Genomic DNA, 24,754 nt, shown 5'->3' with positions numbered 1-24,754 from the left:
TCAGGCCGCCGGCACATGAATGCTGGCCTTGATGTGCTTCAGGTTGGCCACGATGGTGAACGTCATCACGATCAGCAGCGACCACGAACTCCATTTGCCCACATGCACCGCCGACCACGCACCCAGCTGGTTGGGGTAGCGCCACACCGCGAAGAACGTGCTGATGTTCTCCGCGATCCAGACGAACAGGCCGATCAGTACGAACGCCAGCAGCAGCGGCATCTCGCGCTCCCGGTCCAGCGGGCGGAAGCGCACCGTGCTGCGCGCATACAGGCCGGCAATGCCGCACGCCAGGTACCAGCGGTAGTCGCCGATATAGTGGTGCGTGAAGAAGTTCGCATACACCAGCGCCGCCATCAGGCCGGCCATCCAGTGCGGCGGATGGTGCCGCACGCGCACGTCCAGGATGCGCCAGGCCTGGATGATGTAGCTGCCCACCGCCGCGTACATGAAGCCTGAAAACAGCGGCACGCCCAGTACCTTCGTGTAGGCAAAGTCAGGATAGCTCCACGACTGGATGCCGCCCGATGTCTTGAAAACCTCCAGCGCGAAACCCACCACGTGGAACAGGCTGATGGCCCTGAGTTCGTCCATCGTCTCCAGCCGTGCCCACACCATCGCTGCCTGGATCACGACTGCCGCCGCCAGCAGCAGGTCGTAGCGCGGGATGCCCATCCAGCCGCCGCGCGGCACGGCGAAGACCGCCAGGAAGAACAGTCCCGCGAACAGGCAGGAGCGCGCCTCCTTGACGCCGAAGGCGAGAAACTCGCAAAGTCCGCGGCGCGCCCCGGCCAGCGCCAGACCGGGGCGGGGCGCGGTGAGCAGGCGGTCGAGCCGGTTGGATGCGGCGGTCCGGCCGCTGTGCAGCAGGAACGGATTGGGCATGCGTTTCGTAGCGGTGATCATGTTGGCCTCAATCTGCACAGGCGCGTGCGAGCGCACGATGCCGGGCTGGCTTGTCACGCTCGATCCACTGGCGCAGCGCAACACCGGACGCCGCCAGCGTCATCAGCGGCAAGCCGATCCACAGGCATTCCAGCCAGAAGCGCGTCGCGCCGAACAGCCCGGCGCCGGTCAGCGGCAGCGGCCGCCACGGCAGCGTCACGCGCTGGTCCGCCAACGGATAGAACAGCGCCGTGCCGATGCCGCGGTCGGTCAGCAGGTCCAGCAGGGGGTGCGACACGGTGCTCAAGGCCACGAACAGGAAGGCGATGCCGCGCCGCCAGCCGCAGCGCCTTGCCGCCAGCGCCGCCACGAGGCCGAGCGCCAGCGCGAAGCCGAGCGAGTGCGTCAGGCCCCGATGGCCCAGCACGCTGTTGTAGCGCACCCCGGCATACCAGACATTGAGCATGTCGACGTCGGGCAGCACGCTGGCCGCGACGCCGGCCAGCATCAGGCTTGCCGGCACCCTGCGCCGGCCTAGCGCGGCGGCCAGGGCGAGCGGCGGGGCGCAATGGAGGTAGGTGGGCATGGCGTTCCCCTCCGCTCAGGCTTGCACGGTGGTTTCGGCGGCCACGCCCGTGGCGGGCTTGTCGCGCTGCGGCTGCCAGGCGGCGCCCGCCGCGTACCAGTCAATGCGCCGGGTCATTACCATGATGGCGGCCAGGATCACGAACAGCAGCAGCGAGCCCAGCATCAGCGCGTTGTCCTCCGACAGCAGCAGGCCATAGAGCGCGCCGTACAGCACGGTCAGCAGCGTGGCGAAGGCCAGCCCGCGCCGCCAGCTCTGCAGCACGAACGAGAGGTAGAAGCCCAGCAGCCCGATGCACGCGGCGCTGGCCGCCAGGTAGGCCAGGGCGAAGGCGATATGCTCGGACAGGCTCAGCAGCAACAGGAAGAACACCGCCAGCGCCAGGCCTACCAGCAGGTACTGGATGGGATGGATGCGCAGGCGCTTGACCAGCTCGAACATAAAGAAGCCGGCGAAGGTCAGCAGCACGAACATGGCGCCGTACTTCACCGCGCGTTCGGCCTGCAGGTAGATGTTGACCGGATCGATCAGCGTCACGGAAACCGATTCGAGCGTGCCGTCGCCCGGACCGGCGAGCTGGTTGCGGACCTTGGTGTTGTAGGAGGTCACGCTCCAGTTGCTGTGGAAGCCTTGCGCGTTCACGCTGCGGGTGCGCGGCAGGAAATCGCCATCGAAACTCGGATGCGGCCAGGCGGAGTCGATCGAGATGTCGTTCTGGTCGGCCACCGGCGTAAAGGCCAGCGACTGCGCGCCCAGCAGCGGCAAGGTCAGCGAGAACGACACCACGCGCTGCGCCTGCGCGGACCTGCCGTCCAGGCCCGGTTTCGCGGATTTGGCCGACGGCAGGTCGATCTCCGCATGCAGGCCTTGCGTCAGGCTCTTCAGCCGCACGCCTTGCTCCAGCTTCAGCGCCTTGCCGTCGAGTTCGAACGTGGGCGCCGCCATCAGGCCGCGCGTGTCGCTGATGCCGATCGCGATGTAGGGCTGCCCCAACTCGAAGCCCACATGGCCGACCGAGCGCGGCAGCTCGCCCGGGTCGGGCAGCGCGATGGTGCCCTGCCAGCGGCTCTGCATCTCGTACACCAGCACCTTGTGGATGCCGCGATAGCGCTCGCTTGGCGTCACCTCGCCCTTGACCCGCAGCGTGGTGGGGAACACCAGTACCTGCCCGGCCTCGGCCTGCAGCATGGTGGCATTGGGCCGCTTAGGGTCGCTGTTGTCCGCCACGCGCAGGATTTCCTTGTAAGGCAGCACCAGTACCGGGCCGGTCAGGGTCTGCGGGCCGGCGTAGCTTTGCCAGACACTGCGTACTGCTTCTTCGCGGTAATGCTTGCGGTCTTGTACCGCGTTGCCGACGAGATGCAGCGGGATCAGGATCAGCGGGATCAGCAGCGCGGTGATGGCGGACTTGAAAAACAGGCTTCGGTTCATGGCGGCAGGCGCGCGGGAGTGACGATGCCGCGAGCTTAGGACTCCCGTGTGAGCCGCCAAGGAAGCCTGCGTGAAGCGATTGTGTGGCGAGTGTGAAGCCGCTACGCGGCGGGCAAGGTCAGTGTGGCGCAGGCCCCGCCTTCCGCGCGGTTGGCCAGCACGATCTCGCCGCGATGCAGCGTGGCGATCTCGCTTACGAAGCACAGGCCCAGCCCGGTGCTCTTGTCCTGGCCGCCAGGGCGCGGCAGCGAATAGAAGCGCTCGAACAGGCGCGGCAATGCGTAGTCGGGAATGCCCGGGCCGTGATCGGTGACGCGCACGGCGATCGTATTGGGCGGGCCGTCGCGGCGCTCCACGGCGATTTCCACCACGCTCGCCGGCGGGGCGAAATCGAGCGCGTTTTCCAGCAGGTTGGCCAGCGCCTGGTGCAGCAGGAAGCGGTCGCCTTTTACCGCCGGCGCGGGGTGGGCCGGCGGCAGCAGGCGCAGGGCCAGCCCACGCTGGCGCGCGCGCGGCTCCAGTTCGTGCAGCAACTGCTCGATCAGCGCCAGCAGCGCAACCGGCTCGTGCGTCTCCAGGCTCTGCCGCTGCTCCAGCGCCGCCAGCGCCAGCAGCTTGCGGATCATTTCCTCCAGCCGCTGCGCCTGGCGCCGGATGTTGGCGACGAAGCGGCTGCGGTCGGCGGCGGGCATGTCCTCCTGCAGCAGTTCGGCCGCGCCGCTGATGGCCGCCAGCGGGCTCTTCATTTCATGCGTGAGCGTGTGGATGTAGTGCTCGACGTATTGCTTGTTCTCCAGCCGCAGGCGCATGCTTTCCACCGAGCGCCCCAGCTCGGCCAGCTCGCTGGCGCCGCGCAACGGCATCTCGGCGCGCTCGCCGGCGGCCACCGCGCGCGCGTAGCGCTGCAGGCGGCGCAGGCCGTGCACCAGCCACAGCGTGCAGCCCAGGCCGATCACGAACGCGCCGCCCATCAGTAACAGGCCGTTGAGCAGGATCTTGCGCTGGCTGCGCTCGATGAAAGGCGCCATGGTCACGTTGGGCTTGGCCACGGTCAGCACGCCGATGGTCTTGTTTCCGTCGCGGATTGGCGCGGCCACGTGCATCACCGTGCTGGCGTCGTCATCCGGATTGGCGCGCGTGCTGCGCGCGCCGTACTCGCCCCGCAGCGTGCGGTAGACATCGTTCCAGCGCGAGTAGTCGGCGCCCACGGCCGCCTCGCCGGAATCGAAGCGCACGATGCCGCGTTCGTCGGTGATGTAGATACGGTAGCCCACCGCATCCTTGTGCATGCCCCACACACTGGCATCGACCTTGTCCTCGCGCAGCCGCGCCAGCCGGCGGGCGAAGGCGCCGTTGGCGATGCGGCCGTTCTTCATGTCGTCGGCGGCCAGCACCGCCAGTACATGCGCGGTATCGACCAGCGTGTCCTCCATGGCTTGCCGCACGCCCGGCTTGACCTCCTGCACGAACACCCGCAGCGTGAGAAAAGCCGCCAGCCCGACGATCAGGAAGAAGCCGAAGAAGATGCGAAGCCCGATATGCATGCGTGGCCGTAGGTGAGAGGGGAGGGAAGGCGCGGTTCAGCGTGTGAGCGAATAGCCCATGCCGCGATGGGTCCGGATCGGGTCGCACTCCGCGTCGAGCGCGCGCAGCTTGGCGCGCACGGTCTTGATATGGGTGTCGACGGTGCGGTCGATGGTGTCGACCGCGTCATGCCAGACCAGGTCCATCAGCTGCGCGCGCGAATAGATGCGCCCGGGATGCTGCAGCAGCAAGGCGAGCAGCCGGTATTCGTAGCGGGTGAGGTCGAGCCACTGGCCGCGCCAGGCCAGGCGCGCACCGTCGGCGTCGAGCGTGAAGCCATCGGGCGGAGCGGCTTCCTGCGCGGGGGTTGCCTGCGCGGCGCGCATGCCGGTGCGCCGCAGGATCACCCGCACCCGCGCCGCCAGTTCGCGCGGCGAGAACGGCTTCACGACGTAATCGTCGGCGCCGATCTCCAGCCCGACGATGCGGTCGATTTCCTCGTTGCGCGCGGTAAGGAAGATCACCGGCACATCGGAGAAGGTGCGCAAGGTGCGGCAGACTTCGAAGCCGTTGATGTCGGGCAGGCCCACGTCCAGGATCACCAGGTCCGGCGCCTGCGCGCGCAGGCGTTCCAGCGCCGCGCCGCCGAGCGCGCAATGCTCCACCGCCATGCCGTCTGTCGCGAGCGCATAGAGGATGGTGTCCGCGATCGCGGATTCGTCTTCAATGACCAGGATGCTGGGTGATTTCGTCAAGGCTGGGCTCGGCTCGGGCTCGGTTCTGGAATGGTTGCGGTGGCGCGCCGCCGCCGCGTTGGTTTGCTCTATAATAAGCGGGTCGCGCCGATTTGATGACTGGCTTGCGGGCGCGCGGCGGCATGGTAACCCCTGGAGTCACTGATTCGGGGGAAACCGGCAGCCAATATAAATGCGGCTAAAGAGGTGGGTCGGTACCCTGCCACGCAAGGCACCGGCACGCGGGACGCAAGACCCGTGCAAAACCCGATTTGGCTGCGCCATCGTTGATGCCATGTTTGATGTCATGTGCACGCAACGTCCACGCAATGCCGGTCGGGTTTTTTTACGCCCGTTTGCCAACGGGCCTATTCCATGACAGACGTAGCTCCGCCTCTTGCCGCGCTGGCCCTGCCGTCCGACTCGGTCGGCATTGTCGAGCCGCAGTGCATGCATTTTCCCGAGCCGTTGAAGCTGCGCAACGGCACCTCGATCGCCGACTACGACCTGATGGTCGAGACCTACGGCACGCTCAACGCCGCGCGCTCCAACGCCGTGCTGGTGTGCCATGCGCTCAATGCCTCGCACCACGTGGCCGGCGTGTACGCGCACGACCTGCGCGACGTGGGCTGGTGGGACAACATGGTCGGGCCCGGCAAGCCGCTCGACACCAACCGCTTCTTCGTCATCGGCGTCAACAACCTCGGCTCGTGCTTCGGCTCGACCGGGCCGATGAGCCCCAATCCCGCTACAGGCCAGCCCTACGGCGCCACCTTCCCGGTGGTCACGGTGGAAGACTGGGTCAACGCCCAGGCGCGTGTGGCGGACAGGTTCGGCATCAGCCAGTTTGCCGCGGTGATGGGTGGCAGCCTCGGCGGCATGCAGGCGGTGGCCTGGAGCCTGATGTATCCGGAGCGGCTGCGCCATTGCATCGTGGTGGCTTCCACGCCCAAGCTGTCGGCGCAGAACATCGCCTTCAACGAGGTGGCGCGCAGCGCCATCCTGTCGGACCCCGACTTCCACGGCGGCAATTACTACGCGCACGGCGTCAAGCCAAAGCGCGGCCTGCGCGTGGCACGCATGATCGGCCATATCACGTATTTGTCCGACGAGGACATGGCGGAGAAATTCGGCCGCGAACTGAAGACCGACGATATCCGCTTCTCCTTCGACGTCGAGTTCCAGGTGGAGAGCTACCTGCGCTACCAGGGCGACAAGTTCGCCGAGTACTTCGATGCCAACACCTACCTGCTGATCACGCGCGCGCTCGATTACTTCGATCCGGCGCTGGCCTTCGGCGGCGATCTCACGCGCGCGGTGTCGCAGACCCAGGCCAGCTTCCTGGTGGCCAGTTTCACCACCGACTGGCGCTTCGCGCCGAATCGCAGCCGCGAGCTGGTCAAGGCCTTGCTCGACAACAAGCGTCCGGTCAGCTACGCGGAGATCGATGCACCGCACGGCCACGACGCCTTCCTGCTCGACGACCCGCGCTATCACAACCTGATGCGCGCCTACTACGAACGCATCGCCGAGGAGATAGGCGCATGAATGCCGCGGCCAACCCCAATATCCTGGCGCTGCGCCCAGACTTCCGCGCCATCGCGCGCTGGATCGAGCCCAACTCCACCGTGCTCGACCTGGGCTGCGGCGACGGCAGCCTGTTGCGCGTGCTGCAGGACGAGCTCGATGTGCAGGCCTACGGCATCGAGATCCAGGACGAAGGCGTGCTGGCGTGCGTGCAGAAGGGCGTGCACGTGATCCAGCAGAACCTGGAAGGCGGCCTGGCGCTGTTCGAGGACAAGAGCTTCGATACGGTGATCCTGTCGCAGACGCTGCAGACCATCCACAACACCGCGCAGGTCCTGCGCGAGACGCTGCGGGTGGGGCGCGAATGCATCGTGTCCTTCCCCAACTTCGGCTACTGGCCGCACCGGCTGTCGGTCTTCCGCGGGCGCATGCCGGTGTCGGAGGCGCTGCCTTACCAGTGGTACAACACGCCCAACGTGCGGGTCCTGACCATCAGCGACTTCGAGTCGCTGGCGTCCAAGGTCGGGCTGCGCATTCTCGATCGCGTGGTGATGCACGAGGGTGTGACCGTCAACTGGGGCTCGAACTGGCGCGGCAGCCTGGCGGTGTACCGCGTCTGTTCCACCTGAACCTGAACGCGCGCGGGCAGGGCGCGGCGAAGCATTGTCTAGGCGCCCGCCGCGCCCTGTTCCAGGGCGGCCTGCATCACGAGGTGATCGATGAAGGCGCGGACCTTGGGGGCGAGGTGGCGCGTCGGCGTATAGACCGCAAAGGCGGTGCCCACGTAAGGCTCCAGGATTTCCCAGTCGTCCAGCACCGGCACCAGGCTGCCTGACGCCAGCGCGGCCACGGGGGAGAAGTCGGGCACCAGCCCGATGCCGCCGCCGGCCTGTGCCATGGCGACAATGGCCGCGCTGTTGTTGAGCGTGACCCGCGGGGGGACGCGCAGCGTCACTGTCTGTCCGTCCTCCTTGTGCCGCAGGCTCCAGCGTTCGCCGAAGGCGCCATAGCCCAGGTAGAGGCAGCGATGTCCGGGCAGCGCCGCCGGCTCGGTGGGCGTGCCATGCCGGGCCAGCCAGTCCGGGGCGGCCACCAGCCGGTAACGCACCGCGCGAATCGGCCGCGCCGCCAGCCCCGGCGCCAGCTCGCGCGCAATGCGGATGGCCACGTCGACGCCTTCTTCCACCAGGTCCACCATGCGGTCGGCCAGCGTCAGTTGCAGGTCCAGCCCGGGATAGCGGTCCAGCAGGGCCGGCAGCCGCGGCGCCAGCCAGGCCTGCCCGAACACCACCGGCGCGCTGATCCGCAGCAGGCCGTGCGGCGTGCCGGCGTGGTCGCCGGCCAGTGTGTTCACCTCCTGCGCGGCCGCCACCATGCGCGCGCAGGCGGCGTGCACCGCTTGTCCCAGTTCGGTCAGGGCGAAGGCGCGCGTGGTCCGCTGCAACAGGCTGCCGCCGATGGCCGCCTCCAGCCGTGTCACATGGCGGCTGACGGCCGAAGGCGTCATGCCTAGCTCGCGGGCGGCGGCGGAGAAGCTGCCGCATTCCACCACCCTGGCGAATACCGCCATGGCGTTCAGCTGCGCGATTGGCATGGCCTGTCTCCTGAATTTGTGACTACAGGTCAAATGGTAATTGCTTATCGGGCGGATTGTTGACCTGCCTGCATGGTGGAACAATAGCGGCCATTGGCACGAAGTACGCAGGAGACTCCCATGAACATTAATCAATCCGGCACCGCCGCCGCTTCGCCGGCCGCCGAAGCGGCACCTCCGGCCACGGAACCGGTCCGGCGCGGCGGCGCGTGGCGCATGGTGGCCGCCATGACCCTGTCGGGCACCATCGGCTGGTTCGTCGTGACCAGCGGACAGTCGCCGCTGGACGTTGTGTTTTTCCGCTGCATCTTCGGCGGCGCCGCCCTGCTGGGCACGCTGGCCCTGCGCCGCGGCTGGCAGCCCATGCGCAGCCAGGACTGGGGATGGCTGGCTCTCGGCGGTGTCACGCTGATCCTCAACTGGCTGGCCCTGTTCTCCGCCTATTCGTATAGCGGTATATCGGTGTCCACGGTTGTCTATCACACCCAGCCATTCTTCCTGTTGCTGCTGGCGGCGCTGTTCCAGCGCGAGGCCATCTCCCCCGGGCGGCTTGCCTGGCTGGTGCTGGCCTTTGGCGGGGTGGTGCTGATCACCGGGCTGGAGCAAGGCGGCGCCAGCGGCGGCATGCTGTACGGGGTGGCGCTGGCGATGCTGGCGGCCTTGCTGTACGCCGTCACCACCATGGCCACGCGCCGCCTCAAGGGCATTCCGGCAGGGCAGATCGCGGGTTTGCAGATGGTGATGGGGGTGGTCCTGCTGTTCCCGCTCGCGCACCCGGCGGTGGAGACGTTCGGCGGGCGCACCTGGGGGGCGTTGCTGGCGCTGGGCCTGGTACATACCGGCGTGATGTACACGTTACTGTACGGCGCCTTCCAGCGCCTTAACGTGCTGTCGATCGCCACGCTGTCCTTCGTGTACCCGCTGGTGGCCATCGTGATCGACGTGCTCGTGTTCGGGGTCGTGCTCACGCCGCTGCAAGTGGCCGGCATGGCGCTGATCCTGCTGGCGGTGATCGGCAACCAGCTGGGCTGGAATCCGTTCCGGCACGCACGGGCGCAGGGCTGAAGCGGCGCCGGACTGGAGGGGAAGTTCGAACGACGGCGCCAGCGCCCGTCCATCGTTTGCAGTATTATCGAACGATCGTACTTTTTTGGTCCCCAACATGTCAGCCACGTCAGCCAGCCAGATCGTCCATTCCTTCGACCACGCGATCGCGCTGGAGCCGGCGGGCGACAATCTGTTCCACGGACGCACCACGCCCGCCTACTGGAACATGATCGGCCCCTTCGGTGGCATCACGGCGGCCACCCTGTTGCAGGCAGTGCTGCAGCATCCCGCCCGGCTGGGCGACCCGTCCGCGCTGACCGTCAACTTCGCCGGACCGATCGTCGAAGGGCCGTTCGTGATCGAGGCGCGTCCGGTGCGTACCAACCGCAACACCCAGCACTGGTCCATCGAACTGCGCCAGGGAGATGAGGTGGCCACCACCGCCACCGCCTTCTTCGCGGTGCGCCGCGAGACCTGGAACTGCGGCGAGGCGGTGTTCCCGCAAGTGCCGCCCGCGCAGGCCGTGGCGCCCATGTCGGGCTTCGCGAAGGTGCGCTGGCTGGATGCTTACGAATTGCGGCCGGTGCGCGGCGCCAAGCCGAGCGCGGAATCGGGCACCGAGCATCCGGACAGCCTGACGCAGTTCTGGCTGCGCGACGCGCCGGCGCGCACGCCGGACTTTGCCGCGATGGCGGCGTGGTGCGACACCTTCTACCCGCGCATCTTTCTCAAGCGCGCCGGCTTCGTACCGGCCGGCACGGTGTCACTGACCACGTATTTCCATGCGGACGCGCCCACGCTGGCCGCGCTGGGCGACAGCCATGTGCTGGGCAGCGCCCAGGCCCAGGTGTTCCGCCAGGGCTTCTTCGACCAGAGTGCGCAGATCTGGAGCCCGCAGGGCGAGCTGCTCGCGACCTCGCACCAGATCGTCTACTACAAGCAGTAAGCGCGCTACCGGGCTTCAGGCCGCGGCGCGGGCCTGCGCCTCGTAGCGGTGCACGGTGTGGCGCATCGCCCATAGCAGCGCCACGCCGGGCAGCGCCACCACCACTGTGCTCAGGTAGAACGCCGGCCAGCCGAAGGCCTCCACCAGGTAGCCCGAACTGGGGCCCACGTAGACACGCCCGACCGAGGCCAGCGCCGACAGCAGCGCGTACTGGGTGGCCGAGAACGAACGGTTGCACAGCGTCATCAGCAGCGCCACGAAGGCCGCCGTGCCCATGCCGCCGCAGAGGTTCTCCACCCCGATGGTGGCGCCCATGGTCCACAGGTGCTGCGGCGTCACTGCCAGGATCCAGTAGCCCAGGTTGGACACCGCCTGCAGGATGCCGAACACCATCAGCGAGCGGTACAACCCCAGGCGCACCATCAGTGTGCCGCCGAACAGCGCACCCACGATGGTGGCGGCCAGCCCCAGCGTCTTGTTGACCAGGCCGACTTCGCCGGCCGAAAAGCCCACGCCGCGGATCAGGAAGGTGGTGGAGAGGCTGCCGGCAAACGCATCGCCCAGCTTGTAGAGCACGATCAGCAGCAGCAGCCACCAGGCGCCGGGGCGCGAGAAGAAGTCGCGCAGCGGGCCCAGAATCGCTTCTTCCATGGAGCGCGGCGTGCGCGCCGGGGATTCCGCCTCGGGCGCCCACAGCAGGCTGAAGATGCCGATGCCCATCAGGCCCGCCATCAGGATGTACATCTGCTGCCAGCCCATCACGCGGTCGGCCAGCCACAGCGCCAGCCCGCCCGACACCAGCATCGCCAGCCGGTAGCCCAGCACCTTGACCGCCGCCCCCACGCCGCGCTCGGGCGCGCGCAGCACGTCGGTGCTGTAGGCGTCGAACACAATGTCCTGGGACGCCGACAGGAAGGCCACCAGCGTGGCCAGCGCCGCCAGCGTCCACAGTGCCTCGTGCGGTGGACAGAATGCCATGCCCGCGATGCCCAGCACCAGGCCGAGCTGGGTCACCAGCAGCCAGCCGCGGCGCCGGCCCAGCAGCGGCGGCGTGTAGCGATCCATCAGCGGCGCCCACAGGAACTTGAAGATATAAGCCTGGCCCACCAGCGAGAAGAAGCCGATGGTCTTGAGGTCCAGGCCTTCCACCGTCATCCAGGCCTGCAAGGTGCCGGACGTGAGCGCGAGCGGCAGCCCGGAAGCGAAGCCCAGCGTGAGCATGGCGCCAATGCGGCGATTGCGGAAAATGTCGAGATAGTCTTGGAAGGTCATGAATCAGGATGGCAATCAGGCGGGGCAAGGCGCCGTGTATTATTGCATTACCGTCAGCACAGGCCTGGTGAGCGGGATGCGCCGGGTCCGTGCGGTGCCCTGGCCGCGCCAATCCTTCAGCGCCCTGCTTGCCGAAAACCGCATCCGAGGAATCGCCATGTCCGATCGCCAGCGTTGTCAGAACCGCCACCAGCGGGCCGGGATTGCGTTGCCGCGGCAACTGGCCGCGCTGGCGCTGGCCGCCAGTGCCACGCTTGGCATGGGAGTGGCACAGGCCCAGGGCCAGGCGCAGCCACAGGACGCGGACGAGGGTATCCGCGTGCAACGCGGCGGGGCGTCCATCCGCCAGATCGTGCCGGTGGAGGTCATCGAACAGCAGGCCTCGCAGGAGTACGAGCAGATCAAGGGGGAAGCGCAGGCCAAGAAGACGCTGGTCGGCGACAACAATCCGCAGTTGCAGCGCCTGCGCGCCATCGCCAGGCGCATCCTGCCGCAGACCGCGCGCTGGAACGAGCGCGCGAAGCAATGGAAGTGGGAGGTCAACCTGATCAATGCCAAGCAGGTCAATGCCTTCTGCATGCCGGGCGGCAAGATCGCCTTCTACACCGGCCTGCTCGACCAGCTCAGGCTGACCGACGACGAAGTCGCCATGGTGATGGGCCACGAGATCGCTCACGCCCTGCAGGAGCATGCGCGCGAGCGGGCTGCCAAGTCAGAGATCACCAACCTGGGCGCCAACGTGATTTCGCAACTGTTCGGCTTCGGCAACCTGGGCAATATGGCGCTGGGCACCGGGGCGCAGCTGCTCACGCTGCGGTTCTCGCGCTCGGACGAGACCGAGGCTGACCTGGTGGGCATGGACATCGCGGCGCGCGCCGGCTACGACCCGCGCGCCGCCGTATCGCTGTGGCAGAAAATGGGCACGGTGTCCCAATCCACGGCGCAGTCAGGCTCGGAGTTTCTTTCCACCCATCCCTCGGGCCGCACCCGCATCGCCGAACTCGAGAAGCACCTGCCCGAGGTGTTGCCGCTCTATGCTCGCGCGATCGACTCCAGCGTCGGCAAGCTGCCGCCTTACCGCGCCAATATGGCCAACCTGGGCGGCGCGCCGATGGACAGCGGCGACGACGACCGGCAAAAGCCGCTGAAGAAGTAAAGGCGCCAGCGGTACAGGGGCGCATCCTGAGCGAGGATCCCGAGCGGGCTGGTCCGGGCGCTTAGGCCCCAGACAAAAAAAGAGCCACACATGGTGGCTCTTTTTTTGTTCCCGCAGGCGTTGGCTTGCTTCAGGCGCTCAGGCCGGTCGCTTCATCCGCGCCCACATGCACGTTCATGCATTGCACCGCGGCGCCGGCAGCGCCCTTGCCCAGGTTGTCCAGGCGCGCCATCAGCACGATGCGCTCGGCCGAGCCGAACACGAACAGGTCGACGCGGTTGGTGTCGTTGCTGCCCTGCACGTCGAAGAAGCCGCCGTCGAGGTTGGCCTCGTCGCCCACTGGCATCACGCGCACGAACTGCTCGCCTTCGTAGTGCTTGCGGTAGATATCCGCGATCTGCTCGGGCGTGACCTTGCGCGCCAGGCGATCCGGGTACACCGGTACCGTCACGGCCAGGCCCTTGAGGAAGTTGCCGACGATGGGGTTGAAGATCGGCGCTTGCGCCAGGCCGGCCTGCACGCGCATCTCGGGCAGGTGCTTGTGCGCGAGGCCAAGCGAATACGGACGCGGACTGTTCAGCTTCGGGTTACCGCCGGCTTCGAACTCGGCAATCATCTGCTTGCCGCCGCCGCTGTAGCCGGTCAGCGAGAACGCCGAGACCGGGTAGTCGGCCTGCATCACGCCGGCTTCCACCAGCGGACGCACCGCCATCAGGAAGGCGCTGGCGTGGCAGCCCGGCACCGCGATGCGCTTGCTGGTGCGGATCTTCTCGCGCTGGCCGCGCGTGAGTTCCGGCAGGCCATAGGCCCAGCTGTCGGTGGTGCGGAACGCCGTGCTGGCGTCGATCACGCAGGTATTGGGGTTGGTCACCAGCGCCACGGCTTCGCGCGAGGCGACATCGGGCAGGCAAAGAAAAGCGACGTCGGCGGCATTCAGAAAGCGTGCTCGTTCGGCCGGATCCTTGCGCTTGTCATCGGCGATACGCAGCAGCTCCACGTCGGAACGGCCGGAGAGATAGTCGAGCAACCGGAGACCGGTGGTGCCTTCCTGACCATCTACGAACACTTTGAAAACCATGGCGGACTCACTCGGAAATACGAAAGGTCCCATGCCGGAATCGGATGGGAAGCAGCATTGTAACTAGGTTAGGGGGACGTCGCAGGGTGCGTGCCGCAGTGCATCGCAAATCCCCTTGTGCTGTATAACCAAGTAGGTTAAATTCGCATGGAGAAAAGTACGCCTCATTGCAAACTGGAACGGGTCCGGCACTTGATAGGGGCTGGCCGGGTGCGCATGACGGTCTCCGCCGTGGCCGGCGCCAGCGCACTGGGGCTGGACCCGGCAGCCATGCTGGCCNCGGGCAGCCATGCTGGCCATCGTGGCGGGTCTGGTTCCGCACGATTTCTACAAGAGCATGACGACGCATGCCGATCACACCATCTGGCAGGACGTGTACCGGCCAGTTACGCCGTATGGCGGCGTCTATCTGAAGCTGACTGTCATTGACGACTTGCTGATCGTCTCATTCAAGGAGCGCTGAAAATGAAATGCCCGAATTGCGGTGGCGCCGAGCTCGTCGACGGCGTGCGCGACCTGCCTTACGTCTACCGTGGCGAATCCACCGAGATTCCGGCGGTGCGCGGACAGTTCTGCCCGGCATGCGGTGAGGCCGTGCTCGACCCCGACGAATCGGATCGCGTGTCCGCCTGCATGCTGGCTTTCAACAAGCAGGTCAACGCCGCTATCGTCGATCCCGCCTTCATCGTTGCCGTACGCAAGAAGCTGAGCCTGGACCAGCGCGAGGCCGCCGAGATCTTCGGCGGTGGCGTCAATGCCTTCTCGCGCTACGAAACCGGCAAGACCAAACCGCCGCTGGCGCTGGTCAAGCTGCTCAGGGTGCTGGAGCGGCACCCTGAGCTGCTTGAAGAGGTGCGCTCGGCGTAGCCGGCGCGCCCGCTCTTACAGCGGGAAGTCGTAGTCGATCGACAGCGGCGCGTGATCGCTGAACTTCTCGTCCTTGTAGATCGAGGTGGCATGTGCCGTTTCCGCGATCTTCGCCGTGGTCAGATGGTAATCGATGCGCCACCCGACATTCTTGGCATAGGCCTGGCCGCGGTTGCTCCACCACGTGTACTGTTCCGGGCGCGGGTCCAGCTTGCGGAACACGTCCACGTAGCCGTGCACGTCAAAGAGTTCGCCGATCCAGCTGCGCTCTTCCGGCAGGAACCCCGAGTTCTTCAGGTTGCCCTTCCAGTTCTTGATATCGATTTCCTTGTGCGCGATATTGACGTCGCCGCACAGCACGACCTCGCGCCCGCTGGCCTTGAGCTGCAGCAGGTGGGGCAGGAAGGCTTCCATGAAGCGGAATTTCGCCTGCTGGCGTTCTTCGCCGCTGGAGCCCGAGGGCACATAGACCGAGATCACGGCGAGGTGCGGATACTGCACCTCGACATAGCGGCCTTCGTTATCGAACTCGGGGACGCCGAAGCCGGTGATTACGCGCTCCGGCTTGTGCCGCGTGTAAAGGCCGACACCGCTATAGCCCTTTTTCTCCGCATAATGGAAGTAGCCGTGGTAGCCGTGTGGCGCCAGGAACGCTTCCGTCATGTCGGCAGCCTGCGCCTTGAGCTCCTGGACGCAGACCATGTCGGCGTCCTGCTTGCCCATCCATTCGAAAAAGCCTTTCTTGGCCGCGGAGCGGATGCCGTTGAGGTTGGCGCTGATAATCCGTAACATCTCGGGAAATTTTGAAATCAGAGAGAAAAGATGACGCAGCAGACGACACCGCAGTCCGGCGCTGGCGACCTGAGCCAGACCTTCATCCGCTTCGCGCTGGACGCCGGCGTGCTGTCCTTCGGCGAATTCGTGACCAAAGCGGGCCGCAAGTCGCCGTATTTCTTCAACGCGGGCCTGTTCAACCAGGGCGCGATGCTGGGCCAGGTGGCGCAATTCTATGCGAAAACCCTGCTGGCCTCCGGTTTGGAGTTCGATGTGCTGTTCGGGCCAGCCTACAAGGGCATCACGCTGGCGTCCGCCACCGCGGTTGCGCTGTCCGGTCTCGGACGTGATGTCGGCTTCGCCTACAACCGCAAGGAAGCCAAGGACCACGGCGAGGGCGGCACCCTGGTGGGCGCCAAGCTGCAGGGCAAGGTCGTGATCATCGACGATGTGATCTCGGCCGGCACCTCGGTGCGCGAATCGATGGCGATGATCCGCGCCGCGGGTGCGGAGCCCGCCGCCGTGCTGATCGCACTGGACCGCATGGAAAAGAGCGGCACGGCGGAACAGGTGGGCACGCATTCCGCGGTGCAGGATGTGCAGCGTGAATATGGCGTGCCGGTAATCTCGATCGCCAGCCTGACCGACCTGCTGGCCTACCTGGATGCTTCGCAGGATCCCGCGCTGGGCAGCTCGCGCGAGGCAGTGGCTGCCTATCGGCAGCGCTACGGCGTATAGTCTGGAACCTGTTGCCTGTTGCCTGTTGCCAGTTGCATGTTGCGTGCAAAGGTCTGTCGCAATGCAGCAGATATCGGGAACCGCGCAGGAAAGACGCCGGTCTGACTGATCTAGCTGGCTGGCCAGCCCGGCCGCCAGCAATTCGCCTTGCCGCCCGGCGGGGCGACGCAGCATCTCTTCAGGAGGTTAGCTGGCGATGGACATCAAGACGATCCGCGAGCAGGCATTCGCCATGCCGCTCACCAGTCCGGCATATCCGATGGGGCCATACCGCTTCATCCATCGGGAATTCTTCATCATCTCCTACCGCACCGATCCCGAGCTCCTGCGCGCCGTGGTACCGGAACCCCTGGAGATCGCCGATGCGGTGGTCAATTACGAATTCATCCGCATGCCGGACTCCACCGGCTTCGGCGACTACACCGAATCGGGCCAGGTGATTCCCGTCACCTACCAGGGCAGGCCCGGCAACTACACCCACGCCATGTACCTCGACGACCTGCCGCCACTGGCGGGCGGGCGCGAGCTATGGGGCTTCCCCAAGAAGCTCGCCTCCCCGCAGCTGGCCGTCCATACGGATACGCTGGTCGGCACGCTCGACTACGGTCCGGTGCGCGTGGCCACCGGCACCATGGGCTACAAGCATCGCGAGATCGATGCGGCCGCATTGGGGGTGGCGCTGTCCACCACGCCAAACTATCTGCTCAAGGTCATTCCCCACGTGAATGGCACCCCGCGCATTTGCGAACTGGTCTGCTACTTCCTCAAGGACGTGGCAATGAAGGGCGCCTGGACCGGGCCGGCGGCACTGTCGCTGTTCCCGCATGCGCTGGCGCCGGTGGCCGGCCTGCCGGTGCTGGAAGTCATTGGCGCCAAGCATTACGTTGCCGACCTCACCCTCGGGCTGGGCGAGGTGGTGTTCGACTATCTGGCCTGAACGGCCTGCATCCACATCGGTCTTCATCGGCCCGACCCATGCGGTCAACCCGATCAGCCCGATCCACCCGCATCATCCGCAAGGGAGGTACGTCATGAAGCTCCAGGGAAAATCCGCCATCGTTACCGGCGCCGCCAGCGGCATTGGCAAGGCTATCGCTGATTTGCTGGCCAGGGAAGGCGCAGCGGTGGCCATCGCCGACCTGAACCTCGAGGCGGCGCAGAAGGCCGCTGCCGATATCGAGGCAGCGGGCGGGCGCGCTATCGCCGTGGCCATGGACGTGACCAACGAAGACGCCGTCAACAATGCAACCGACGCGGTCGCCAAGGCATTTGGCGGCATCGACATCCTCGTTTCCAACGCCGGCATCCAGATCGTCAACCCGATCCAGAACTACGCCTTCTCCGACTGGAAGAAGATGCAGGCCATCCATCTCGACGGCGCCTTTCTCACCACCAAGGCCGCGCTCAAGTACATGTACCAGGACAAGCGCGGCGGCACCGTGATCTACATGGGGTCGGTGCATTCGCATGAGGCCTCGCCGCTGAAATCGGCCTACGTGGCCGCCAAGCACGCGCTGCTGGGCCTGGCGCGTGTGCTTGCCAAGGAAGGCGCCGAGTACAACGTGCGCTCGCACGTGATCTGCCCGGGTTTCGTGCGTACGCCGCTGGTGGACAAGCAGATTCCCGAACAGGCCAAGGAACTCGGCATCAGCGAGGAAGACGTCATCCGCCGCGTCATGCTGGGTGGCACGGTGGACGGCGTATTCACCACCGTGGACGACGTGGCGCAGACCGCGCTGTTCTTGTGTGCGTTCCCGTCGGCGGCTTTGACGGGGCAGTCGTTTATCGTGAGCCACGGCTGGTACATGCAATAAGCGGCAAGGAAACGGCCTTGCGGCGGGATGGCCGGGCGCTGGCGCGCCACGGCACCGCCGCCCGGCCGGCATGGCTGCGTGCAACGTTGTTAAGCAAAGCAATCAAGGAGGGGTCGTGGCAGGCGGACGTCGGCAAAAGCAGGATCAGGCAGTACCAGGAAGGAGGGCGCCGAAGGCGGCCGTGAAGAGCGCAGCGGCAGCCGTTGTGGCGGACCCCGCAGCACCGGCGATCAAGCGCGAGGCGCGCAAGAGCGAAGCGCTGGGCCCGCCGGAGCCAAACCTCCTGCCGCNCCGGAGCCAACCCCCCTGCCGCCCGGCGGCTGCGCGCCGCCGGACCCGGAGCCGCAAGGGGACGGCAGCAAGCGGCCGGTTCACCACGAATACACCGTCAGGGCGCTGGTGCTGCAAGGCGGCGGCGCGCTCGGTTCCTATCAGGCGGGGGTGTATCAGGGCCTGGCCGAAGCCGGCATCCAGCCGAACTGGGTGGCAGGCATCTCGATCGGCGCGCTGAACGCCGCGGTGATCGCAGGCAATGCGCCCGAGCGCAGGGTCGAGCAATTGCGCGCCTTCTGGGAGTACATCTGCCGGCAGCCCTGGCTGCCCAGCCTGCTGCCGTATGAGGTCGTTGCCGAGAGCGCCGTGCACTGGCCCGATCCGCTGCGCATCTGGTTCGACGGCATCGAAGCCGCGCGCGGGGTTTTAGAGGGGCAGCGTGGCTTCTTCCAGCCACGCCCCTGGCCCAGCCTGCTCGAACGCCAGGCCGGGCCGGGCGCCTCCAGCTACTACGACACCTCGCCGCTCAAGAGCACGCTTGAGCGTTTCGCCGATTTCGACCGCATCAACGAGCAGCATCACGAGATGCGGGTGTCGGTTGGCGCGGTCAACGTGCATACGGGGAACTTTGCCTATTTCGACAACACCCGCCGCAAGCTGCGTGCCGAGCATTTCATGGCCTCGGGCGCTTTGCCGCCGGGCTTCCCGGCCGTTGAGATCGATGGCGAGTTCTACTGGGATGGCGGCCTGGTGTCCAACACGCCGCTGTCCGAGGTGCTGACCGCCCAGCCGCGGCGCGATGCGCTGATCTTCCAGGTGGACCTGTGGAGCGCGCGTGGCAAGCTGCCGCACAACCTGCTGGACGTGGCCGAACGCCAGAAAGACATCCAGTATTCCAGCCGCACGCGCACCATCACCGACTACATGGCCGAGCAGCAGAACTACCGCCGCATGCTCAGCGAAGTGATGGCGCTGGTGCCGCAGGGCCAGCGCGACAACGACTGGTACCGGAAAGCGGCGGGGCACGCGTGCGATGCGAGACGCAATGTGATCCAGCTCATTTATCGCGATAAGACATTCGAGGGGAATGCCAAGGATTACCAGTTTGGACGACTGACGATGAATGAGCACTGGACCAGCGGGCTGGATGATATCCGGGAGACGTTGAAGCATCCGGAATGGCTGGCCATGCCCACGCATGAGAAGCCGTTTGTCACGCACGATATTCATCGGGGGAACGGGCATTCGTGATCGGGCGGGGAGAAGCTTGACTGCGGTCGCGGTCGCAGTCAAAGCCCCAGCCAACCCTACACCACCTTCAATTTCGCCAACTCCGGCTTGCCCGGCGGATACTCTGGCTTCAACCTGGAGAACACCTCCATCAGGATCTCCGCCACCATCAGGTTCCGATTCGTCTTGGAATCCGCCGGCACGATATACCACGGCGCTTCCGGCGTGCTTGTGGCGGCAATGGCGGCCTCATAGGCGGTCGCATAGCTCTTCCAGTACTGCCGCTCTTCCAGGTCCCTGGGGTCGAACTTCCAATGCTTCTGCGGATCCGCCAGCCGCGCTTCAAGCCGGGATTTCTGCTCGTCCTTGGAAATATGCAGGAAGCACTTGACGATGGTGGTGCCGGTTTCCAGCAGCATCGTCTCGAATGCGCGTAGCTGCTTGTAGCGGCGCTCGCATTCGTCCTGGTCGATCCATTCGTGTACGCGCGTGATCAGCACGTCTTCATAGTGGCTGCGGTTGAACACGACGATCTCGCCGGCGCGCGGCACCTGGGCGTGGATGCGCCACAGGTAGTCGTGCGCGAGTTCTTCGGCGGTAGGGGCCTTGAAGGCGACCACGCGAATGCCCAGCGGGTCGAAACTGCGAAACACGCCACGCACGGTGCCGTCCTTGCCGCTGGTATCCATGCCTTGCAGCACCACCAGCAGCTTGCGCTGGTGTTCGGCGTAGAAGATGTCTTGCACCGCGTCGAGCTGGGTGCTCAGATCGGTCAGGCGGGCCTGGTCGGCGGTCTTGTCGCCGCTGGAGAACGGCTTGGCGTCACTGTTGAAGTCGGCAAGGCGAAAGTTCTTGCCCGAGGTGATGCGGAAATCGGCAAGCGACATTGGCACTCCATGGTGGGCGCGGCCGTGGCTGGCCGCAAGCCCCTATGGTCAGGCCGGCAGCCGGTCCAGGTCAATGCTGCCTTCAAATACCGTGGTGGCCGGGCCGGTCATTCGCACCGACTCGCCTTCGCCATCCCACGCGATGGAGAGGTCGCCTCCATGCGTATGCACCAGCACCGGCGAGTCCAGCAGGCCACGGCGGATGCCGGCGACGACCGCCGCGCACGCGCCGGTACCGCAGGCCAGCGTCTCGCCGGCCCCGCGCTCGAACACGCGCAGGCGAATGGCATGACGCTCCAGCACCTGCATGAAGCCGGCATTGACGCGGTTGGGAAAGCTCGCGTGATGCTCGATGATGGGACCGTCCTGCAGCACGGGGAACGCCTCGGTGTCATCCACCACTTGCACCGCATGCGGATTGCCCATCGAAACCGCGGAGACCCATTCCGTGCGGCCGTTCACTTCCAGCCCGTAGAGCGTATCGCGGCCTTCAGCCCTGGCCGGCAGACCGTCGGGGCGGAAGGGGACGCGGGCCGGCTCCAGCTCCGGTGCGCCCATGTCGACCGTGACCTGGCCGTCGTCTTGCAGGGTCAGGGTGATGACGCCATTCATCACTTGTACGCGTACCGAGCGCTTGTCGGTCAGGCCCTGGTCCGTGACGAAGCGCACGAAGCAGCGTGCGCCATTGCCGCAATGCTCCACCTCGCCGCCGTCGGCGTTGAAGATGCGGTAACGAAAGTCGACGTCGTCGCGGGTGGGCTTCTCGACCACAAGGATCTGGTCGGCGCCTACGCCGAAATGGCGGCTGGCCAACGCGCGCCATTGCCCGGGCGTCAGGTTCAGGGTCTGGTGGATGCCGTCGAGCACGACGAAGTCGTTGCCGGCACCGTGCATCTTGGTGAACTGGAGTTTCATAGTGCGATTGTAGTCGGGCTGTCCGGCGCTTGCCGGCGGCTTATCGAAGGTGGCTCGGGCGGCATATCTGACAGGTGGTGCCCGCGCCGTGCTTGCCTGGTCAGTAGTTTTCGCGCTCGCCGTCCGGGCGGTGCTTGAAGCGCTTGTGCACCCAGTAATACTCGGTCACGCGCGGGCGGATGCAATCTTCGAAGAAGGCGTTCATGCGCCGGGTGTCCTCGGTCACGCTGTCGCCGGGATAGTTTTCCCACGCTGGCAGGATGCGCAGCACATATCCCTTGTAGTCGGGCAGCATCTCGGTATAGATCGGCACGACCTTGGCGCCGGTCAGCCGCGCCAGGCGCGATACCGAAGTCAGCGTGAGGGCTTCCACACCGAAGAACGGCACGTACTCCGAGTCGCGCTCGCCGAAGTCCATGTCGGCGATCAGTTGCAGGGCTTCGCCTTTGCGCAGGCAGCGGATGATGTCGCGCGCACTGTCGTTGCGGGCAATCATCTTGGCGCCGAAACGGCCGCGCGCATGCTTGAGGAAACCGTCGAACAGTTCGTTCTTCTGCCTGGTGTAGAGCGATGCGCCGGAGCGCCTCACGTGTTCGCGCAGATGGATGGTGAGCCGGATCGCGCCGGCCTCCACGCCTGAGAGATGCAGCGTGACAAGGATGTGGGGCGTACCGTCCAGCGCCACGAGATCGGCCTGGTCGTCGATCTGGACCCAGCGGCGCATCTGCTTCTCGCTGCCGGTCCAGAAGATGCCGCGCTCGGCAAAGCTGCGGAAGACATTGCGGAAGGTCTGGCGCGAGAGCGATTCGATCTCGGCCTCGGTCCGCTCGGGGAAGCACAGGCGCAGGTTGGTTTGCACCACGCGGCGGCGGCTGCTGGGAATCAGGTAGAGCAGGCTGCCCAGTCCTTCGCCGAAGCGTGCAACAAGCGGATAGGGAAGCTTGCCCAGCACGGTCAGCAGGCCGATGCCAAGCCAGGTGAAAATGCGGCTCATTTTTGGTCGTCAGAGAGGGATGCGGATGCTGTGTGCGGTACTTCCAGTGGATTGCGCGAGGCGTCGCCCGGCGGCGCCCGGGGCGGTTCCGCTGGCGGCAACTCCGCGCCGCCCGGATGCTTGTAGCGGTTGTAGCCCCACAGGTACTGGGTCGGGCATGCCCTCACCAGCTTTTCGACGGCTTCGTTGATGACGGCGACAGCTTCGGCCGGGTCGGCGGGCAGCAGATGGTTGATGACCTGCATATGGCCGAGATAGCCGACGCCGCGCGGCAGGCGCTCGGCGAAGACCACCGCGATCGGTGCGCCCGTGAGTTGCTGCAGGCGCTGCACCAGCGTCATGGTGTAGGCGGGCTTGCCGAAAAACGGCGCCCAGGCGCCTTCGCCGCCGGTCGGAACCTGGTCCGGCAGGATGCCAATGGCCTCGCCGCGCTTGAGTGCCTTCACCAGCATACGCACCCCGCGCGGCTGCGCGGGCGCCATGGCCAGGTTGGGCCGCGTGCGCATCTTGACGATCCAGTCGCGCAGCCAGGCCTGGTGTGGTGGCTTGTACAGGGCCGTGACCGGATGCCGCAGTGCAAATGCCTGTGGGAGCACTTCGAAGCAGCCCAGGTGAGGCACCAGGATGATCAGCCCGCGCCCCTGCGCCATCAGCCGGTCGAGTTCCGGCCAGAGCCGGTCGGCAAAGCCGTACATGCGCGCCTCGGGATTGCGCCGGCTCCAGAAATAGGGCATTTCCAGGATCATGCGCCCCGTCGAGCGGGCCGCTTCGGCCAGCATCGCCTTGCTGGCATCGGGGTAAGCCTGGCGCAGATTCTCGGCCAGCCGCCTGCCATAGCGTCCTGGCAGGCGCGCCGCCAATAGTCCGAGCACGCCGCCAATGGCGTGCAGCCACCAGAGCGGCAAGCGGGAAATCAGCCAGAACAGGAAGGTCATCGGGTTGCGATAGCGGCCCGGTGGGCCGGGTGGGTAATTAATGTTTTGCCGGGCGGTGCCGTTAGTGGGGCTATCAACAAGCATTCAATGCTGTAATGGGTCCCGCCTTGCGGCGTGCACGGCCTGTGGGCAGGTACCAGGCCAGCGGTCTGCCGCTAACTGGATGGCGCTAGCCGGCGACAGCGCCTGGTATGCAAGCAAGTCCAGGATAACGGCACGCTGCAGCACCGCTTGCAGGCGCGTATAATAGCGCGTATCGCCGAGTTAACTGACAACTTGCGGGGCGATACCGTTCTACCGGAACGGCTTGAAAATACCGCTAAAGCGTCGCCGCCCGGGCTGAGAGGTTGGCGCGCAATAGCCAAACCTGGAGAAAAAGTTCGTGGCAAACGACTTCCTGTTCACTTCGGAATCTGTCTCCGAAGGCCATCCCGACAAGGTCGCTGACCAGATTTCCGACGCCGTCCTCGATGCCATCCTGGCGCAGGACAAGTACGCGCGCGTGGCAGCTGAAACGCTGTGCAACACCGGGCTGGTAGTCCTCGCCGGGGAAATCACCACGACCGCCAACGTCGATTACATCCAAGTCGCGCGCGACACCATCAAGCGCATTGGCTACGACAACACCGAATACGGTATCGACTACAAGGGCTGCGCCGTGCTGGTTGCTTATGACAAGCAATCACCCGACATCGCCCAGGGCGTGGACCGCGCCTCCGACGACTACCTGAACCAGGGCGCCGGCGACCAGGGCCTGATGTTCGGCTACGCCTGCGACGAAACGCCGGAGTTGATGCCCTTCCCGATCTACTATTCGCACCGCCTGGTCGAGCGCCAGTCGCAACTGCGCCGCGACGGACGCCTGCCCTGGCTGCGTCCGGACGCCAAGTCGCAAGTGACCGTGCGCTATGTCGACGGTCGTCCGCACAGCGTGGATACCGTGGTGCTGTCGACCCAGCACGCGCCGGATATCAGCCAGGCGCAGATCCGCGAAGCCGTGATCGAGGAAATCATCAAGCCGGTGCTGCCGGCCGAGATGCTCAAGGACACCAAGTACCTGGTCAACCCGACCGGCCGCTTCGTCATCGGCGGCCCGCAAGGCGATTGCGGCCTGACCGGCCGCAAGATCATCGTCGACACCTACGGCGGCGCTTCGCCGCACGGCGGTGGCGCCTTCTCGGGCAAGGATCCGTCGAAGGTTGACCGCTCGGCTGCCTATGCCGCGCGCTATGTCGCCAAGAACGTGGTCGCCGCCGGCCTGGCGCGCCAGTGCCAGGTGCAGGTCAGCTACGCCATCGGCGTGGCCCGCCCGATCAACGTGACGGTGTACACGGAAGGCACCGGCAAGATCTCCGACGAGGCGATCGCCGCGCTGGTGCAGGAGCATTTCGACCTGCGTCCGAAGGGGATCGTGCAGATGCTCGACCTGCTGCGCCCGATCTACGAAAAGACCGCTGCCTACGGCCACTTCGGCCGTGAAGAGCCGGAATTCTCGTGGGAAGCGACCGACAAGGTCGCTGTGCTGCGCGCCGCGGCCGGCCTGTAAG

Annotated in this window: 25 protein-coding genes; 12 read left to right on the top strand and 13 right to left on the bottom strand. The window is 66.1% G+C overall.

What is annotated here, in order from left to right:
- The 5 genes from CF70_RS30160 to creB form a co-directional block, all read right to left on the bottom strand.
- Entirely contained in the window at positions 1-885 is an 885-nt protein-coding gene (locus CF70_RS30160; protein WP_051649250.1) for a DUF817 domain-containing protein, read from the bottom strand.
- Between the two features lie 28 nt (positions 886-913).
- The gene (locus CF70_RS30155; protein WP_035874339.1) at positions 914-1,471 is read right to left on the bottom strand and encodes a metal-dependent hydrolase; all 558 of its coding nucleotides are present in this window, start codon (positions 1,469-1,471) and stop codon (positions 914-916) included.
- 15 nt (positions 1,472-1,486) lie between these two features.
- Positions 1,487-2,902 carry a cell envelope integrity protein CreD gene (gene creD / locus CF70_RS30150; protein ID WP_035874336.1) on the bottom strand — a complete coding sequence of 472 codons (1,416 nt, stop codon included), beginning with the start codon at positions 2,900-2,902 and terminating at the stop codon, positions 1,487-1,489.
- A gap of 101 nt (positions 2,903-3,003) precedes the next feature.
- Positions 3,004-4,446, bottom strand: a complete 1,443-nt coding sequence (gene creC, locus CF70_RS30145; RefSeq protein WP_035874332.1) for a two-component system sensor histidine kinase CreC — start codon at positions 4,444-4,446, stop codon at positions 3,004-3,006.
- 36 nt (positions 4,447-4,482) lie between these two features.
- Complete coding sequence (creB, locus tag CF70_RS30140; protein WP_035874330.1) at positions 4,483-5,181, bottom strand: two-component system response regulator CreB; 699 nt, start codon at positions 5,179-5,181, stop codon at positions 4,483-4,485.
- Between the two features lie 354 nt (positions 5,182-5,535).
- Between creB and metX the strand changes: the two genes are divergently transcribed.
- Complete coding sequence (gene metX, locus CF70_RS30135) at positions 5,536-6,708, top strand: homoserine O-succinyltransferase MetX (RefSeq protein WP_035874327.1); 1,173 nt, start codon at positions 5,536-5,538, stop codon at positions 6,706-6,708.
- Entirely contained in the window at positions 6,705-7,316 is a 612-nt protein-coding gene (metW, locus tag CF70_RS30130; RefSeq protein ID WP_035874324.1) for a methionine biosynthesis protein MetW, read from the top strand. Before metX ends, metW begins: the two co-directional genes overlap by 4 nt.
- Positions 7,317-7,354: 38 nt before the next feature.
- On the opposite strand, the gene CF70_RS30125 is transcribed toward metW, so the two are convergent.
- On the bottom strand, positions 7,355-8,281 hold the full coding sequence (locus CF70_RS30125) for a LysR family transcriptional regulator (RefSeq protein ID WP_035874321.1): 927 nt from the start codon (positions 8,279-8,281) through the stop codon (positions 7,355-7,357).
- Between the two features lie 120 nt (positions 8,282-8,401).
- Between CF70_RS30125 and CF70_RS30120 the strand changes: the two genes are divergently transcribed.
- Together CF70_RS30120 and CF70_RS30115 are read left to right on the top strand one after the other, a co-directional pair.
- Positions 8,402-9,346, top strand: coding sequence for a DMT family transporter (locus CF70_RS30120; protein WP_035874318.1), 945 nt, complete (start codon positions 8,402-8,404; stop codon positions 9,344-9,346).
- A 97-nt stretch (positions 9,347-9,443) separates the two neighbouring features.
- Positions 9,444-10,274 (top strand): acyl-CoA thioesterase, encoded by an 831-nt coding sequence (locus CF70_RS30115; protein WP_035874315.1) that lies wholly within the window; start codon positions 9,444-9,446, stop codon positions 10,272-10,274.
- A gap of 15 nt (positions 10,275-10,289) precedes the next feature.
- Here the strand turns inward: CF70_RS30115 and CF70_RS30110 are convergent, their stop codons facing one another.
- Positions 10,290-11,546 carry a muropeptide transporter gene (locus CF70_RS30110; RefSeq protein ID WP_035874312.1) on the bottom strand — a complete coding sequence of 419 codons (1,257 nt, stop codon included), beginning with the start codon at positions 11,544-11,546 and terminating at the stop codon, positions 10,290-10,292.
- 259 nt (positions 11,547-11,805) lie between these two features.
- Between CF70_RS30110 and CF70_RS30105 the strand changes: the two genes are divergently transcribed.
- Positions 11,806-12,702, top strand: a complete 897-nt coding sequence (locus CF70_RS30105; RefSeq protein ID WP_235185274.1) for a M48 family metallopeptidase — start codon at positions 11,806-11,808, stop codon at positions 12,700-12,702.
- A 130-nt stretch (positions 12,703-12,832) separates the two neighbouring features.
- Here the strand turns inward: CF70_RS30105 and argC are convergent, their stop codons facing one another.
- Positions 12,833-13,780, bottom strand: coding sequence for an N-acetyl-gamma-glutamyl-phosphate reductase (gene argC, locus CF70_RS30100; protein WP_035874308.1), 948 nt, complete (start codon positions 13,778-13,780; stop codon positions 12,833-12,835).
- 280 nt (positions 13,781-14,060) lie between these two features.
- Here argC and CF70_RS38460 point away from each other — a divergent pair.
- Positions 14,061-14,243, top strand: a 183-nt coding sequence (locus CF70_RS38460) for a type II toxin-antitoxin system MqsR family toxin (RefSeq protein WP_235185271.1), incomplete at its 5' end; no start/stop codon positions are given.
- A gap of 2 nt (positions 14,244-14,245) precedes the next feature.
- Positions 14,246-14,647, top strand: a complete 402-nt coding sequence (locus CF70_RS30090; protein WP_035874306.1) for a type II toxin-antitoxin system MqsA family antitoxin — start codon at positions 14,246-14,248, stop codon at positions 14,645-14,647.
- 15 nt (positions 14,648-14,662) lie between these two features.
- Here CF70_RS30090 and CF70_RS30085 read toward each other — a convergent pair whose 3' ends face one another.
- On the bottom strand, positions 14,663-15,439 hold the full coding sequence (locus CF70_RS30085; protein ID WP_035874303.1) for an exodeoxyribonuclease III: 777 nt from the start codon (positions 15,437-15,439) through the stop codon (positions 14,663-14,665).
- A 30-nt stretch (positions 15,440-15,469) separates the two neighbouring features.
- On the opposite strand from CF70_RS30085, the gene pyrE reads away from it, so the two are divergent.
- From pyrE to CF70_RS30065, 4 genes are all read left to right on the top strand, one after another.
- A complete protein-coding gene (pyrE, locus tag CF70_RS30080; RefSeq protein WP_035874299.1) occupies positions 15,470-16,159 on the top strand; it encodes an orotate phosphoribosyltransferase in 690 nt (229 codons plus the stop codon).
- Positions 16,160-16,355: 196 nt separating this feature from the next.
- Positions 16,356-17,096 carry an acetoacetate decarboxylase gene (locus CF70_RS30075; RefSeq protein WP_035874296.1) on the top strand — a complete coding sequence of 247 codons (741 nt, stop codon included), beginning with the start codon at positions 16,356-16,358 and terminating at the stop codon, positions 17,094-17,096.
- 94 nt (positions 17,097-17,190) lie between these two features.
- The gene (locus CF70_RS30070) at positions 17,191-17,973 is read left to right on the top strand and encodes a 3-hydroxybutyrate dehydrogenase (protein ID WP_035874293.1); all 783 of its coding nucleotides are present in this window, start codon (positions 17,191-17,193) and stop codon (positions 17,971-17,973) included.
- Between the two features lie 291 nt (positions 17,974-18,264).
- A partial coding sequence (locus CF70_RS30065) for a DUF3734 domain-containing protein (RefSeq protein ID WP_414629487.1) occupies positions 18,265-19,497 on the top strand: 1,233 nt, incomplete at its 5' end.
- A gap of 56 nt (positions 19,498-19,553) precedes the next feature.
- Here CF70_RS30065 and CF70_RS30060 read toward each other — a convergent pair.
- The 4 genes from CF70_RS30060 to CF70_RS30045 form a co-directional block, all read right to left on the bottom strand.
- Positions 19,554-20,363 carry a polyphosphate kinase 2 family protein gene (locus CF70_RS30060; RefSeq protein ID WP_035874290.1) on the bottom strand — a complete coding sequence of 270 codons (810 nt, stop codon included), beginning with the start codon at positions 20,361-20,363 and terminating at the stop codon, positions 19,554-19,556.
- Positions 20,364-20,411: 48 nt separating this feature from the next.
- Positions 20,412-21,278 (bottom strand): diaminopimelate epimerase, encoded by an 867-nt coding sequence (dapF, locus tag CF70_RS30055; protein WP_035874287.1) that lies wholly within the window; start codon positions 21,276-21,278, stop codon positions 20,412-20,414.
- A 100-nt stretch (positions 21,279-21,378) separates the two neighbouring features.
- A complete protein-coding gene (locus tag CF70_RS30050) occupies positions 21,379-22,272 on the bottom strand; it encodes a lipid A biosynthesis lauroyl acyltransferase (RefSeq protein WP_035874284.1) in 894 nt (297 codons plus the stop codon).
- Positions 22,269-23,207 carry a lysophospholipid acyltransferase family protein gene (locus CF70_RS30045; protein WP_035874281.1) on the bottom strand — a complete coding sequence of 313 codons (939 nt, stop codon included), beginning with the start codon at positions 23,205-23,207 and terminating at the stop codon, positions 22,269-22,271. Before CF70_RS30045 ends, CF70_RS30050 begins: the two co-directional genes overlap by 4 nt.
- A 382-nt stretch (positions 23,208-23,589) precedes the next feature.
- Between CF70_RS30045 and metK the strand changes: the two genes are divergently transcribed.
- On the top strand, positions 23,590-24,753 hold the full coding sequence (gene metK, locus CF70_RS30040; RefSeq protein ID WP_035874278.1) for a methionine adenosyltransferase: 1,164 nt from the start codon (positions 23,590-23,592) through the stop codon (positions 24,751-24,753).
- The last annotated feature ends 1 nt before the right edge of the window (position 24,754 follow it).

Source organism: Cupriavidus sp. SK-3 (assembly GCF_000611145.1).
Taxonomy (GTDB): Bacteria; Pseudomonadota; Gammaproteobacteria; order Burkholderiales; family Burkholderiaceae; genus Cupriavidus.
Note: the sequence above shows the minus strand (reverse complement) of the source record. Positions and strands in the feature narration are given on the sequence as shown.

Excerpts from the sequence above, each read along its gene's own strand:
- CF70_RS30070 (WP_035874293.1), top strand. The coding sequence starts at position 17,191 with ATGAAGCTCCAGGGAAAATCCGCCATCGTTACCGGCGCCGCCAGCGGC.
- argC (WP_035874308.1), bottom strand. The coding sequence starts at position 13,780 with ATGGTTTTCAAAGTGTTCGTAGATGGTCAGGAAGGCACCACCGGTCTC.
- CF70_RS30045 (WP_035874281.1), bottom strand. The coding sequence starts at position 23,207 with ATGACCTTCCTGTTCTGGCTGATTTCCCGCTTGCCGCTCTGGTGGCTG.
- CF70_RS30105 (WP_235185274.1), top strand. The coding sequence starts at position 11,806 with ATGGGAGTGGCACAGGCCCAGGGCCAGGCGCAGCCACAGGACGCGGAC.
- pyrE (WP_035874299.1), top strand. The coding sequence starts at position 15,470 with ATGACGCAGCAGACGACACCGCAGTCCGGCGCTGGCGACCTGAGCCAG.
- CF70_RS30125 (WP_035874321.1), bottom strand. The coding sequence starts at position 8,281 with ATGCCAATCGCGCAGCTGAACGCCATGGCGGTATTCGCCAGGGTGGTG.
- CF70_RS30115 (WP_035874315.1), top strand. The coding sequence starts at position 9,444 with ATGTCAGCCACGTCAGCCAGCCAGATCGTCCATTCCTTCGACCACGCG.
- metX (WP_035874327.1), top strand. The coding sequence starts at position 5,536 with ATGACAGACGTAGCTCCGCCTCTTGCCGCGCTGGCCCTGCCGTCCGAC.
- dapF (WP_035874287.1), bottom strand. The coding sequence starts at position 21,278 with ATGAAACTCCAGTTCACCAAGATGCACGGTGCCGGCAACGACTTCGTC.
- CF70_RS30060 (WP_035874290.1), bottom strand. The coding sequence starts at position 20,363 with ATGTCGCTTGCCGATTTCCGCATCACCTCGGGCAAGAACTTTCGCCTT.
- creD (WP_035874336.1), bottom strand. The coding sequence starts at position 2,902 with ATGAACCGAAGCCTGTTTTTCAAGTCCGCCATCACCGCGCTGCTGATC.
- CF70_RS30075 (WP_035874296.1), top strand. The coding sequence starts at position 16,356 with ATGGACATCAAGACGATCCGCGAGCAGGCATTCGCCATGCCGCTCACC.
- CF70_RS30155 (WP_035874339.1), bottom strand. The coding sequence starts at position 1,471 with ATGCCCACCTACCTCCATTGCGCCCCGCCGCTCGCCCTGGCCGCCGCG.
- metW (WP_035874324.1), top strand. The coding sequence starts at position 6,705 with ATGAATGCCGCGGCCAACCCCAATATCCTGGCGCTGCGCCCAGACTTC.
- CF70_RS30050 (WP_035874284.1), bottom strand. The coding sequence starts at position 22,272 with ATGAGCCGCATTTTCACCTGGCTTGGCATCGGCCTGCTGACCGTGCTG.
- creC (WP_035874332.1), bottom strand. The coding sequence starts at position 4,446 with ATGCATATCGGGCTTCGCATCTTCTTCGGCTTCTTCCTGATCGTCGGG.
- CF70_RS30090 (WP_035874306.1), top strand. The coding sequence starts at position 14,246 with ATGAAATGCCCGAATTGCGGTGGCGCCGAGCTCGTCGACGGCGTGCGC.
- CF70_RS30085 (WP_035874303.1), bottom strand. The coding sequence starts at position 15,439 with ATGTTACGGATTATCAGCGCCAACCTCAACGGCATCCGCTCCGCGGCC.
- CF70_RS30110 (WP_035874312.1), bottom strand. The coding sequence starts at position 11,546 with ATGACCTTCCAAGACTATCTCGACATTTTCCGCAATCGCCGCATTGGC.
- CF70_RS30120 (WP_035874318.1), top strand. The coding sequence starts at position 8,402 with ATGAACATTAATCAATCCGGCACCGCCGCCGCTTCGCCGGCCGCCGAA.
- CF70_RS30160 (WP_051649250.1), bottom strand. The coding sequence starts at position 885 with ATGCCCAATCCGTTCCTGCTGCACAGCGGCCGGACCGCCGCATCCAAC.